The 13,412-nt window shown below is 63.5% G+C and carries 11 protein-coding genes; 5 read left to right on the top strand and 6 right to left on the bottom strand.

The window, feature by feature from the left end:
• Nucleotides 1-3: 3 nt before the first annotated feature.
• The 3 genes from pbpC to N5A92_RS04965 all read left to right on the top strand — a co-directional run bounded on the left by pbpC (nt 4) and on the right by N5A92_RS04965 (nt 4,443).
• Nucleotides 4-2,076 (top strand): penicillin-binding protein 1C, encoded by a 2,073-nt coding sequence (gene pbpC / locus N5A92_RS04975; RefSeq protein WP_260901008.1) that lies wholly within the window; start codon nt 4-6, stop codon nt 2,074-2,076.
• Nucleotides 2,077-2,274: 198 nt separating this feature from the next.
• Entirely contained in the window at nt 2,275-4,194 is a 1,920-nt protein-coding gene (locus N5A92_RS04970) for a PhoX family protein (protein ID WP_260900772.1), read from the top strand.
• Nucleotides 4,195-4,218: 24 nt separating this feature from the next.
• Nucleotides 4,219-4,443 (top strand): Lrp/AsnC ligand binding domain-containing protein, encoded by a 225-nt coding sequence (locus N5A92_RS04965; protein ID WP_260900770.1) that lies wholly within the window; start codon nt 4,219-4,221, stop codon nt 4,441-4,443.
• Nucleotides 4,444-4,580: 137 nt separating this feature from the next.
• Here N5A92_RS04965 and N5A92_RS04960 read toward each other — a convergent pair whose 3' ends face one another.
• The 6 genes from N5A92_RS04960 to N5A92_RS04935 form a co-directional block, all read right to left on the bottom strand.
• Nucleotides 4,581-5,651, bottom strand: coding sequence for an ABC transporter ATP-binding protein (locus tag N5A92_RS04960; RefSeq protein ID WP_260900768.1), 1,071 nt, complete (start codon nt 5,649-5,651; stop codon nt 4,581-4,583).
• A complete protein-coding gene (locus N5A92_RS04955; RefSeq protein WP_260900766.1) occupies nt 5,644-6,642 on the bottom strand; it encodes a glycoside hydrolase family protein in 999 nt (332 codons plus the stop codon). Before N5A92_RS04955 ends, N5A92_RS04960 begins: the two co-directional genes overlap by 8 nt.
• Before the next feature lie 18 nt (nt 6,643-6,660).
• Nucleotides 6,661-7,539: a carbohydrate ABC transporter permease gene (locus N5A92_RS04950; RefSeq protein ID WP_260900765.1), complete on the bottom strand. Its 879-nt coding sequence runs from the start codon at nt 7,537-7,539 to the stop codon at nt 6,661-6,663.
• A gap of 1 nt (nt 7,540) precedes the next feature.
• Entirely contained in the window at nt 7,541-8,605 is a 1,065-nt protein-coding gene (locus N5A92_RS04945; protein ID WP_260900764.1) for a carbohydrate ABC transporter permease, read from the bottom strand.
• Nucleotides 8,606-8,669: 64 nt separating this feature from the next.
• Complete coding sequence (locus N5A92_RS04940) at nt 8,670-9,929, bottom strand: ABC transporter substrate-binding protein (protein WP_260900763.1); 1,260 nt, start codon at nt 9,927-9,929, stop codon at nt 8,670-8,672.
• Nucleotides 9,926-11,008 (bottom strand): LacI family DNA-binding transcriptional regulator, encoded by a 1,083-nt coding sequence (locus N5A92_RS04935; protein ID WP_260900762.1) that lies wholly within the window; start codon nt 11,006-11,008, stop codon nt 9,926-9,928. The genes N5A92_RS04940 and N5A92_RS04935 overlap by 4 nt, the downstream gene beginning before the upstream one ends.
• Before the next feature lie 246 nt (nt 11,009-11,254).
• Between N5A92_RS04935 and N5A92_RS04930 the strand changes: the two genes are divergently transcribed.
• A complete protein-coding gene (locus N5A92_RS04930) occupies nt 11,255-11,659 on the top strand; it encodes a thiol-disulfide oxidoreductase DCC family protein (RefSeq protein ID WP_260900761.1) in 405 nt (134 codons plus the stop codon).
• Between the two features lie 83 nt (nt 11,660-11,742).
• On the top strand, nt 11,743-13,287 hold the full coding sequence (locus tag N5A92_RS04925; RefSeq protein ID WP_341850067.1) for a saccharopine dehydrogenase family protein: 1,545 nt from the start codon (nt 11,743-11,745) through the stop codon (nt 13,285-13,287).
• Nucleotides 13,288-13,412 lie beyond the last annotated feature (125 nt).

Genomic DNA, 13,412 nt, shown 5'->3' with positions numbered 1-13,412 from the left:
TGGATGAAGCGGGCCGCCGTGGGCGTCGTCGCCGGGGCGGTGCTCGCCGCAATCGGGACCCTCGCTCTCGATCGTCTCGACGAGGCCTATCCGCCGCCACTCGCCGAAGAGGTAGCGCTTTCGCCGGAGGTGGTCGACCGCGACGGTGCGCTTCTGCGCGTCTATGCGGCGGCGGACGGATACTGGCGCCTTGAAGCCGACATCGACATGCTCGATCCGCAGTTCCTCGAAATGCTGGTTGCCTATGAGGACCGACGCTTCTGGTCGCACTCCGGCGTCGACCCCCTGGCGCTTCTGCGCGCCGCCTGGCAGCTTGCCGCCAACGGCCGCATCGTCTCCGGCGGCTCGACCATTTCAATGCAGCTTGCCCGCCTGGTTGAGCCGCGGACGGAGCGCAGTTTCGCCGCCAAATTCCGCCAGATCGCCCGTGCCCTGCAGATCGAGCGTCGCCTTTCCAAACGCGAGATCCTCGAGCGCTATCTGACGCTTGCGCCCTATGGCGGCAATCTAGAAGGCGTGCGTGCAGCAAGCCTTGCCTGGTTCGGCAGGGAACCGCACAAACTCAGCCTCTCCCAGGCAGCCCTGCTCGTCGCCCTGCCGCAATCGCCGGAGGCACGGCGCCCCGACCGCCATCCCGAAGCCGCGAAAGCCGCGCGCGACCGGGTGCTTGCCCGCGTGGCCAAAGCTGGCGTGATCGCCGAAGGCGAGGTGGCGCGCGCCGCGCAGGCGGCAATCACGGCCAAACGCCTGCCGATGCCAGCTTATGCCGCGCACGTGGCCGATGCTGTCAGGCGGGCCGGCCCCGAAAAACACCGACATCAGCTCGTGCTTGATCGCGGCGTTCAAGCCAGGCTGGAAGCGGTGGCGCGCCAAGCGGCGCGGCGCCAGGGCGCCCGCGTCTCCGTCGCCATGATCCTGGCCGATGCCCGGACTGGCGAGGTTCTGGCGCGGGTCGGATCGGCCGGCTACTTCAACGCCGCCCGCGCCGGCTGGATCGACATGAGCGTCGTCCAGCGCTCGCCCGGCTCGACGCTGAAGCCCTTCATCTACGGCCTCGCCTTCGAGGAAGGGCTGGTCATGCAGGAGACGATGATCGAGGACCGCCCGGGCAATTTTTCCGGCTATCGGCCGAAGAATTTCGACATGGAGTATCAGGGCGACGTCACGGTGCGCGAGGCGTTGCAGATGTCGCTCAACGTGCCGGCGATCCGCCTGCTCGACGCCGTCGGCCCGGCCCGGCTCGTGGCGCGGATGAGGCGCGCCGGCGTCAGCCCTGTTCTGCCGCCGGGCGAGGCGCCGGGGCTGGCGATCGGCCTCGGCGGTGCCGGGCTGACGCTTGAAGGGCTGGTGCAGCTTTATGCCGGGCTCGCCAACCGCGGCAAGGTGCGGCCGCTGCGCTATGTCGCTGGCTCCGAGATTCTTTCCGACCCGGCAACGGTGCTGACGCCGCAAGCGGCCTGGCAGGTCGCCGACATGCTTGCCGGCGTCATCCCGCCGGAGGGCGCGCCGCGCCTCGGCATCGCCTACAAGACCGGCACCTCCTACGGCTACCGCGATGCCTGGGCCATCGGCTATGACGGCCGCCATGTGCTCGGCGTGTGGGTAGGGCGGCCCGACGGCGGTTCGGTGCCCGGCCTGACCGGCTATCTCGCCGCCGCGCCCATCCTGTTCGAAGGCTTCTTCCGCTCCGGCGTCGGGCTGACGCCGCTGCCGCGTGCGCCGGCGGGCGCGGTGCGTCTCGCAGTCCAAGACCTGCCCTTCTCGCTGCGCCGTTTTGCCTCCTCCGGGCGGCCGGCGGTTGCAGGTGCACCGACCGAGCCGGCACCGGAAATCGTCTTTCCGCCAGAGGGCGCACGTGTCGATCTCGGCCTTTCGCGAGGCACTCGCCCGATGCCGCTGGCGCTCAAGATCAATGGCGGGCGGGCACCCTTCCGATGGCTCGCCAACGGTAAGCCGTTGCCCGAAACCCACCGCCGCCGCACCGCCTCGTGGACGCCCGACGGGCGCGGCTCCTCCACCCTCACGGTGATCGACGCCGCCGGCCGCAGCGCCAGCGTACGCGTCATCTTGGAGTAAGCGCTATCTCTGCGTGAGTTGCCGGAACGTCTATTGAGCGAGGCAGCCTGGTCACGATTGCAGGATTCCTACTCCAAATCCCACTTCTCCACGGCGTCAGCGAACCGCTGTCACCAAACCTTCAAAGCATGCGGCTAGCAAGGGAAAGCGGCTCGATATGTGCCAGACGAAACCCAGCGACCCAGCCAGGAGAAGACGATGAAAGACATCGACCCGACCACGGTATCCGCCGACGAGTGGGATGAATTGAACTTCCCGCGACCCACGGAACAAGAGTTCGACCGTGTCGTCGAGCGCGCAATCTCGCGCCGCGGCTTCCTGGGCGGCATGCTCGCGTTCGGGTCCGGTGCGGCAGTGATGGGAACAGGCTTGCTGAATTCCACGTCCGCGCGGGCTCAACAGGCAAACCGCTTTGCCTTCAAACCCATTCCGATTGCCACCGACAATACCGTACACGTGCCCGAGGGCTATTCCTGGGACGTCCTCATACGCTGGGGCGATCCTCTCTTCGCCGAGGCGGAGGGTGATTTCACGCATGAGACCGGCGGCAGCGTCGCCATGTCGGACAAGGTTTTCGGCGAGAACACCGACGGGATGGAACTGTTCGTGATTGGTGGCCGCCAGGTAATCGCCGTCAACCACGAATACACCAACAACAAGATCAACCTGCCACAGACGGCGGATGGCATGCCGGCCAGCGCTGACGATGTTCGCAAGCTTCAGAACCTCCAAGGCGTGGCCGTGATGGAGGTCCGCGAGACTGAGAACGGCTGGGAAGTGGTCAAGGACGGCCCCTTCAACCGCCGCATCACCCATAACACGCCAATGCGCATTGCCGGCCCGGCGGCCGGGCATGATCTGATGAAAACTGTGGCTGACCCGACGGGGACCGAAAGCCTTGGCACCTTCAACAACTGCGGCGCGGGCAAGACGCCGTGGGGCACCTATTTGACTTGCGAGGAGAACTTCAATGGCTACTTCGGCGCCACGGGTGACATGCCGGCCGATGAAAAGGTCGCCGCCGGCTACCAGCGCTACGGCATCGGCGCCGAGGGGCGCTACGGCTATGAAAAGTTCGATGCACGCTTCGATGTCAGCCAAAGCCCGAACGAACCGCACCGCGCCGGCTGGATTGTCGAGACCGATCCGTCCGATGCCTCCTCGACGCCGGTAAAGCGCACCGCACTCGGCCGTTTCAAGCACGAGAATGCCGCCTGCGTGCTCGCACCCGACGGTCGCGCAGTCGTCTACATGGGCGACGACGAGCGGGGAGAATTCCTCTACAAATGGGTATCGCGTGACGTTTATGTGCCGGGCGGCGACACCTCGACGCTGCTTGACGAAGGCACACTCTACGTTGCGAAGTTCAACGAGGACCAGACCGGCACCTGGCTTGCCCTCACGCCCGAGGCGACCGGCATGTCGGCGGCCGAGATCGCAATTTTCACCCGAACGGCGGCATCGAAAGTGGGCGCGACCACGATGGACCGTCCTGAATGGGTGGCCGTGAACCCCACGGCGATCGAAGCCTATTGCTGCCTCACCAACAACAGCCGCCGTGGAACGATGAACGATGATGGCTCGATCCGCACCAATGCGGGTGGAGACGCAATGACGGTCAACGCGGTGAACCCGCGCGAGACCAACAGATATGGACAGATCGTTCGCTGGCGCCCGGCCGGCGAAAACCATGCTTCGTCGATCTTCGAGTGGGACCTCTACGTCATGGCGGGTAATCCCTCCGTCCACACCGAGGGGCTCAATGCCGGAAGTGCCAATGTCAATACCGGCAACATGTTCAATTCGCCGGACGGCATGGTCATGGACTCGACCGGCTTGCTCTGGATCCAGACGGACGGTGACGACAGCAACGAGGGCGATTTTGCCGGCCAGGGCAACAACCAGATGCTCGTGGGCGACCCGGTAACCGGCGAAATCCAGCGTTTCCTCACTGGCCCCTATGGCAGCGAGGTGACGGGGCTCTGCTGGTCGGCTGACCGCCGCACGATGTTCGTCGGGATCCAGCATCCGGACGCGCCCTTCCCGGATGGTGAAGGCAAACTACCACGCTCATCGATTATCGCGATCAAGCGTGACGAAAACGCCCTTCTGGGCTGAGGACGGCTAAGGCTCTAATCGGGCGTGCTGGATACGGCACGCCCATCACTCGCTGGCTTTGCCGAATGCTCCGGCAGGGCGATCGCGCTGGAGATGTTCCGCCGCACCGTCACGGCCATTCTCAACGTGATCGACTTTTACCAGACCGCGGGCGATTACGATTACATGCTCAGGGTGATGACCGAAGACATGACGCTTTCGACCGCATCTATCGGACGATCATTGAAAAGGTCGAGCTCGACACCGTGACCTCCTACATCATGATGGAGGCCATCGGCGATCAGCGCAGCCTGCCGCTTTGATACTTTCCGGAGCTTCTGAAACGAAACCCGGCTATCAATTTCCTGGCCTCAGATCACTCCCGGACAAGGTGCTATCGGAGAACTTCAACCCTCGTCGGGGAAGAGATGAGCCAAGGCCGTGTCGAACGAGAGTTCCAGAGCGTCCCCTGGTTCAAAGATCTTGTCCTCATCGAAGGTCGCAATGAGCTTGCGATCGTCGCGTAGTACCAGGTCCACGACTGTCTCGCTGCCCAACCGCTCGGCGAGCACCACAGTGCCGTGCAGCATACCTTTTGCGGGCTGCGCCGCCCGGAGGTGCTGCGGACGGACGCCCAGGATGGCCTTACCGTCCTTCCGGAACTGGCGTCCTCTGGTCGCGATCCTGATCGGCTCCAAGGACGGATTGCCCACCGTTGCCGCTTCGCCATCGAGGTCGAGGACGTCGACGCCCAGGAAATTCATGGACGGAGCTCCCAGAAAGCCGGCCACGAACCTGTTGGCCGGCTCGTGATAGAGTTCCATCGGCGCTCCGGTCTGCATGACTTCACCGTCCTTCAGGACGACGATCTTATCGGCCAGCGTCATCGCCTCGACCTGGTCATGGGTGACATAGATCATCGTTGTGCCCAGTTGCTTGTGCAGTCGGCCGATTTCCATGCGCATGTCCATGCGCAGCGCGGCATCAAGGTTGGAGAGCGGCTCATCGAACAGGAACACGGCCGGTTTGCGCGTGATTGCGCGCCCGATGGCGACGCGCTGCCGCTGGCCGCCGGAAAGCTGGCTCGGGCGGCGGTCGAGCAGATGCTCCATCTGCAGGATGCGCGCGGCCTCCGCCACCTTCTCCTCCTTTTCCTGCTTGGAAGCGCCCGCGATCGTGAGACCGAACGCCATGTTCTCGCGCACGGTCATGTGCGGAAAGATGGCATAGCTCTGGAATACCATGGCCACGCCGCGTTCCTTCGGCTGGAGTTCGTTGACCACCCGCCCGCCGATCTCGAGCGTGCCGTCGGTGATGTCCTCGAGCCCGGCGATCATCCTGAGAAGCGTGGACTTGCCGCAGCCCGACGGCCCAACGAAGACGACGAACTCGCCGTCGTTGATGTGGATGTCGACTCCTTTGATGACGTCGACGCGACCATAGGATTTCTTGACACCTTTAAGCGAGACCTCAGCCATAAGCGACGGCTCCCGTTTCCTGGTTCTCGATATGCAGAAAGCCTTGCCCGTCCACTGTGACCGGCTCGGGGTCGCGAATGTGGCCCACGAAGCTGTCACGGCCGTTGTCGTCGAAACCCAGAATGACGAGACCGTTCTCTGTCTTGAGGATGCGTCCGGCATAGCGGCGGCAGGGAAGGCCGCCGTCGAAGAAACCCGGCGCGACCGCCCAAGGACCGCGGGGATTGTCGGCGATTAGGTAGTGGTTCCCCGTGACAGGCGGGACGCCCGCCTTGGCCTTGCGGGCTTTCGACCAGTGTTGGGCGGATGTGCAGAACAGGCAGTACCATCGACCGTTCAGCGAGAAGACCTGTGGAACCTCGAGCTGGCCATAGTCGCCGACGAACACCGGCGGCTGTAGTGTCCAATTGAAGAGGTCGGGCGAGGTGGCGAAGCCGATGGCGCCGCCGGCATTGGGTTCGGCAATTCCCGGCGCGCGCGCGGTGAAGTACATCAGCCAGCCGTCTCCCTCCGGGTCGCGCATGACCCAGGGGTCGCGCATGGCTCGGTCATGCCAGTGCCCCACCGCGTGCTCGGCCTCGTAGAAGCGTGCATTCGGCCCGATGAGATCCAGGCACAGCCCATCCCCGGCCCGCTGCCAATTGTGCATATTGGTCGAGGTGGCGTGGCCGATCCGCTGGTAGAGTGCACCTTCGGCCGTGCTGCCGCCGGTGTAGAATAGATGCCAAAGCCCGTCCGACCCCTCCACGACCGATCCCGTCCAGGTCGTCTTATCGTCCCAAGCCGGACCTGCCGACGGCGCAAGGCAGGTACCCAGATGCTGCCAATTGATCAGGTCGTCGCTGACGGCATGGCCCTGCGAGACATTCATGTGCCGCAGATCCGGGTCGCCGATTGCCTTATCGGCCTTGAGGAAATAGCCGTGCCACCGCTCGCCGTCATGGGCGTACCAACTGTCCCAGATCCACTGGTCTTTGAGTGCGAGAACCATTCTTGTCTTTCTAGTGTGTCAGCCCTTCACACCGGTCGAGGCGATCGATGCGATGAAGGCGCGCTGCAGGAAGAGGTAGAAGGCGAGCACGGGCACGGTGATCAGCGTGAGATAGGCCATGACCTCGCCCCAGACGACGTTGAGCTGAAAGAAGTAGCCGAGCCCGACCATGACCGGGCGGTAGCTCTCCTGCTGGACCACGATCAGCGGCCAGAGATACTGGTTGTACATGATGAGGAACTTCAGGATGGCCGCGGTCGCCACGACCGGCCCCGAAAGCGGCATGACGACTCGATAGTAGATCTGCCACCAACTCGCGCCCTCCACCCGGCTGGCTTCGATCAGCTCGCCCGGTAGCCCTTTGAAATACTGGACGAAGAGAAAGATCGTCAGCCCGTCGGCAATCCAGGGGATGATCTGCACCCGGTAGGTGTTGAGCCAGCCCCATTCCAGCCCTTGAAGTCCGATCCAGGGGAGTTTCGAGACCTGGAGAAGAAGCGGGATCGCGATGGTCTCGAAGGGGATGATCAATGTGGCGATGATGATGGAGAGAACCACATCCCGCCCCTTCCAACGCAGGAAGGCGAAGGAGAAACCCGCCAGCGAGCAGATCAGCAGAGAGAGCAGGACTGTCGTCCCGGTGATCAGCACCGAATTGAAGACGAAAAGACCCACCGGCGCACGTCGAAAGGCATCGGCATAGTTGTTGAAGCTGAGGTCGCCGACAGGCAGGAAGGCGCGCAGGCTGGAGGTGTCCGATAGCAGCTGTGCTGTGGGCTTGAAGCTCGACACCGCCATGAAGACGAGCGGAAAGACAAAAATCAGCGCAATCAGGCTCAGCACGAGATAGCGTACGAATAGCCTCAGGCCGTGATTGTCCGGGGTGATCGCAGCCATCTTAGTAGCGCTCCCGCGTGAGCCAGCGCTGGATGAGCGAGATCGTGAGCACGATCACGAACAGGATGACCGAGATGGTCGAGCCCCCGGAAATATCCTGCTTTCCATAGCCGCGCTCGACGGATTGGAAGACGAGCGTCTGCGTGCTGTCGAGCGGGCCGCCATTGGTCATCACATCGATCTGGGCAAAAAGCGCGAAGGCCTGCATGGTGATCACGATTAGGACCAGCACCGCCGTGTTGCGCAGGCCCGGCCAGGTGACATAGCGGAAGGTCTGCGACTTCGAGGCGCCCTCGATGGCGGCGGCCTCGTAGAGGGTGGGGCTGATCGTCTGCAACCCGGCCAGCCAGATGACCATAAAGAAGCCGACAGCCTGCCAGATGGACATGGCCATGATCGCCGGCAGCGCCGTCGACGGATTGCCCAACCAGTCCACCGGCTGGAAAAGACCAAAGGTAAGGCCCTGGAGGATGCTGTTCAAAAGGCCGTTCTGGCCGTCGTAGATGAAGCGCCAGAGGAGCGAGACCACGACAATGGAGACGACCACCGGCATGAAGTAGATGGTCCGGAATACGTTGATGCCCCTGAGCTTCTGATTGATGAGGAGCGCCAGTACTAGTGCCAGGCCGCCCTGTACGGGCGCCACCACCAGGACAAACAGAAAAGTGTTCACCAGCGCCTTCATGAACACCACGTCGCTGGCAATGACGATCCTGGCATTTTCGCCGGAGGTCCAGCGGAACCATTCCCGCATGCCCCGGTACTGGGGGTCGCTGCGGGTGATCTCGCGCAAGCGCGGATACTGGATATCGCCGGCCTCGTTGCGGATCGCCTCGCCGGCATCGTCACGCTCGGGCTCGAGGGTCACCACCGCAAGGCCCAGGAGCTGCTGATAGTTTTGAAAGCCGACGAACTGAGTGGGATTCGGCGAGATCAGCCGCTGGTTGGTCAGCGACAGCCCGATCGCGAAGAAGAACGGCAGGACGATGAAGCCGAGGATCAGCGCGAAGCCCGGCAATGCGAATGCCCAGCCCGTCCGGTTCGACAGGGTCAGTTTCGAAGCCATGGTGTCCGCCTATCAGATCAGGAAACGTAGGGTCCGCGGCTGGCGCGGACCCTGATCCGCCCGGCTAGTGGCCGTAGCCGTCATTGCTCTGAATGTCGGCATCGATCTCGTCGACCGCTGCATCAAGCGTGTCGGCCACGTCGGCACCGTTGGCGATGTCGGCCATGGCCTTGGTGAAGATCTTGGATTGGACCACGTAGCCCGGGGTGACCGGACGCACCAGCGCTTGTGCTTCGGAGAGATCGTAGAACACCGCGAGCGGGCCACCGTCCTTGTAGTTCTCCGTCATCTCTGCCGCCGAAGGCGTGGACGGGATCAGGCCGATGGCGTCGGAGAAGGCGGCCAGGTATTTATCCTGCGTGGCGAACTTGATGAATTCGGCAGCGCCTTCGGGATGATCGGACGATGCTGAGACACCGAATTGCCAGGAGCCCGCGCCGATCTTGTTGCCCGCGCCGAAATCGGGTGCCGGCAGAAAGACGACGTCATCCACGGCTTCCATGGTCGCCACTGCGCGCCAGTTGCCGTTCCACTGGAAGGCGAACCTGCCGTCGATGAAGCCGGTCTCCTGATCGGCGGGATCCTCGCTGGTGCCCGGCGCGTAGCCTCCGGTGAACAGCGATTGCCACCACTCACCAAAGGCCAACGCCGCGTCGCCGTTCAACGCGCCTTCCGCGGTCTGGTAGGTCGACCGGTCGACAATGTCCCCCCCGAAGCTCTGCAGGAACGGCGAGAAGGCATAGGGATACCATTCGCCCTGATCGTTCATGCCGAGGTCGAGCGCATATTCAAATTTGCCGGAGGCCTTGGCGGCGTCGAGCGCGGCTATGAACTCCTCACCCGACCAGGGATTGTCGAGGGTCGGAGTACGCAGGCCCAGATCGTCTAGCGTCGACTGGCGCGCATAGAGCGCCACCGCCGCGTCCCATAAGCCGATCGAATAGAGCTTGCCCTCCCACACGCCCTTGGTGCCGGGCAGGAAGTCGGCGAACTCGCTCTCGTCGATCGGCAGCGGCTGCAGATAGCCGGCCCAGGCCCAATTCGGCATGATGGGTCCGTCCACATCCACGATATCGGGCAGGTTGCCTGCAAGCGCCGCGGCGACAATTGAATCGTTGTAGCTACCCTGCGGGAAGCTCTCGAGGCTTACCTGCCAGTCGGACTGGCTGGCGTTGAAGTCGGAGATGATCTGGTTGATGATCCGCGACTCCACCTCGTTGCCAGCGCCGTGGTACCACATGGTCAGCTCCGTCTGCGCCAGCGCCGGCGCACACAGGCAGGTTGACGCGATCATCACGCCGGCGAGATGTTTCATCAGTTTCATGCGTTGTTCCTCCCTTTTTGCTTAAGGACGCTGACTGAGTTCCTGGCGGTCACGGAGGACCGCCAGGACACCGGGCCGGAAATCAGCGTCTTGGTTTCGGCACGGTCGCTGCGACCCTTGATGAGGTTCAGCAGTGTCTGCGCGGCCGCCTGTCCCATGGCGAAATAGGGAAGCTCGACCGTTGTCAGTGCGGGAGACAGGGTCTCTGCGATGATGCGGTAGTTGTCGTAGCCGGCTACCGAAATGTCCTCGGGCACGCGGATTCCACGCGAGCTCAACAGCCCATAGACGCGCATGGCCATTTCGTCGTTGCCGCAGCAAATGACGGTCGGGCGGTCAGCAAGGTCGAGCAGGCGGTTCAGAGAAGCATTGAGGAGAGTGTTGTCCGACTCACTGCCGATCTCCACGGCCATAGCGACCAACTGGTCGTCGTAGAGGATGCCACATTCCGCCAGAGCGTCGCGATAGCCCTGATAGCGCAAGCCAGTCGCCACCATGGTGCGATCGAGGGTGAGAAAACCAATGCGCCTATGGCCGCTTTCGATCAGCTTGCGGACAATATCGCGCTGGCCGGCGCGATCATCGGGCACGATTGCCGGGTGGCCTGTACTGTCGAAACAGTTGGCCAGCACGAGCGGGCAACCGCCGGGAAGCGGCGGTAGCGTGACCTGCTGGTGGTAATCGGCGACATAGATGAGGCCCTCCGCCCTGTGCTCGAGAAAGGTCTGCACCAGGTGCGAGACGCGGTCCGGCAGCCCACCGGTATCAGCGATCATCAGCGTCTTGCCGCTGTCGGCGATGACCTTCTGGATTCCCTGAACAATGAGCAGGTCCGGCAAGCCTCTGGGTTCGGCGGGTTCAGGGCTGTTGGAGATGGCACCGGTGATCAGTCCGATGAGCCCGGACTTGTTCGACCGCATCATCCGCGCCGCCTTGGAGGGGACATAGCCGAGCTCCCGGATCGCTGCCTCGACCGCTTTGCGCGTGCCCTGGCCGACCGGCGCATCCCCGTTCAGTACGCGGGAGACGGTTTTGGGTGAAACCCCGGCGGTTTTCGCCACATCATAGATCGTTGCCATGCTCCTCCCTGCCATCGAATGTGCGAAGACATCGATGTCATGACATCGATGTCATAAAGGCTACCTCTCGTCAAGCTCCGTCCGCTGGCGTCCGCTAGCACTTGCCGGAGTGTGAAATGAATCTCTCCGATTGGAATAAGAATTCTTTGACGTGCCTATCTGTAGCAAGGAGAGTACAAGCTTGCCTGCTCCGGAAGCCAGTTCCTGAGCGAATAAGCTAACCGAGGCATCGCCAGAGACGATCGAATGACGTCAGCCAAGCATCCGATCATCGTTTTCGACGCACAATGCGTTCTGTGTTCGGCGAACGCGCAATTCGTGCTGAGGCACGATACGCGCGGACATTTCCGCTTGGCCTCGATGCAAGGAGAAGTCGGGTCGGCATTGTATCGTAACGTCGGCATCGATCCGGGCGATCCCGAGACCTTGCTGCTGGTCGAGGGCGACAGCGTCCTGCGAAACAGCGACGCGGTGCTCGCCACCTATTCCAGGCTTGGCTGGCCCTGGCGTGCCATGGGCGTGTTCCGGCTGGTGCCTCGCCCCGTGCGCGATGCCGTCTATCGCCTTGTGGCACGCAACCGCTACCGTCTGTTCGGGCGCCACGAGAGCTGCTGGGTCCCCCGCGCTGACCAGGCGGAGCGGATCCTCTGAGCCTCGTTCTCGTCCTTGGTGGTTATGGCGGATTCGGCGCGCGGCTGACGCGTCGCCTCGTCGGAAGCGGTCATCCCGTCCTCGTGGCTGGCCGCAGCGCGGAAAAGGCGGCGGCATTCTGCGCAGGCCTTGCCGGCACCACGCCGGTTGTCGCCGATCGCAACGACGATATCGGCCGCGTGCTTGCCGAATATCACCCCGACCTGCTGATCGACGCTGCCGGCCCGTTTCAGGGCAGCGGCTATCACGTACCGCTCGCCTGCGCACGCGCCTCCGTGCCCTATCTCGATCTTGCCGATGCGCGTGCCTTCGTGGCCGGAATCGCGTCCATCGATGATGCCGCCCGCGAAGGCGGAGTGGCGGTCATTGCCGGCGCGTCGAGCGTGCCAGCACTTTCAGGCGCGGTGGCGCGCCATCTCGCGGACGGGCTGGACGCGGTGCGCGCGGTGGAGATTTCGATCAGCGCATCGAACCGCGCCACGAGCGGGGCGTCGGTCGCCGCGGCGATCCTGAGCTATGTAGGCCGGCCGTTGTCGCTCTGGCGCGGCCGGCGCTGGACAAAAGGTTGGGGCTGGCAGGAGCTGAGGCGCGGGACGTTTGCAGTGGACGGGAAGCCCGTGCTCGATGGCCGATGGCTAGCGTTGGCCGACGTGCCCGACCACGACCTGATGCCCGACATGCTCGCCGGTCGCCCAGCCGTCACGTTCCGTGCCGGCACCGACATCGCGTTGCAGACGCTCGGCCTGTGGTTGCTCAGCTGGCCGGTGCGTTGGCTGAAGATACCACCGCTCGGGCGACTAGCTTTTCTGATCCCGCCATTGCAGCGGTTGACCCGTCCCCTCGGCAGCGACCGCTCAGCGATGCGTGTGACGCTGAGAGGTTTGAAACATGGACGCGGCCTCGAGCGGCGATGGACTTTGCTGGCCGAAGACGGCGACGGACCGGAGATCCCGACACTCGCCACCGCACTACTCGCCGAGGCCATCCTCGACGGTAAGTTGCCACCCGGTGCCCGCGACGCCGGCCGGTTGCTTGACCTCCAGCAGTTCGAACCCCTGTTCGCTTCATTGTCGGTTCGGCATCAGACGGTGGAAATCGCCCTTCCGCCACCGCTATACGAGCGCGTCCTGGCATCGCGCTATGCGTCTCTTCCTCCCGCGGTCAGCGATCTCCACCGCATCTGCGCGGACGGCGGGGCTTCCGGCGAGGCAATCGTCAAGCGGGGAAGAAACATCGCCGCCCGCTTCATCGCCTGGACCATGCGCTTTCCGCCCGCCGGAAAGCGCCCGCTTCACGTCGCCTTCACCGAGAGTGGCGGCGTGGAAACCTGGACGCGTGAATTCGGGTGCCACCGCTTCACAAGCTGCCTGAGCGAGCACAAGGGCCAGATCGTGGAACGGTTCGGCCCGCTCCGGTTCCGTTTCGACCTTGTCTCGGATCACGAGGGTCTGGAGATGCAGATGCGCGGATGGAGCTGCCTGAGCGTTCCGCTGCCGCTTACGCTCGCCCCGCAAAGCCGCGCGCGTGAATGGCAGGAGGACGGGCGCTTTTGGTTTGACGTTCCGATCACGTTGCCGCTCGTCGGCGTGATTGTGCACTATACCGGCTGGCTGGCACCTGAAATTTAGGAACGTACCGGAACTCTAAGTGGGGTCGCGGCACGCTGACCGTCGAGTTCATGGTCTAGTCCATCAGGTCGAATAGCGCGTTGCTTTCAAAAGGATCATAAGGCGCAGCGCAGCGGGCTGGCAGA

It is taken from the genome of Chelativorans salis, from assembly GCF_025336525.1.
Lineage (GTDB): Bacteria > Pseudomonadota > Alphaproteobacteria > Rhizobiales > Rhizobiaceae > Chelativorans > Chelativorans salis.
The sequence above is the reverse complement of the archived record's forward strand: the minus strand, read 5'-3'. Positions and strand labels throughout refer to the sequence as shown.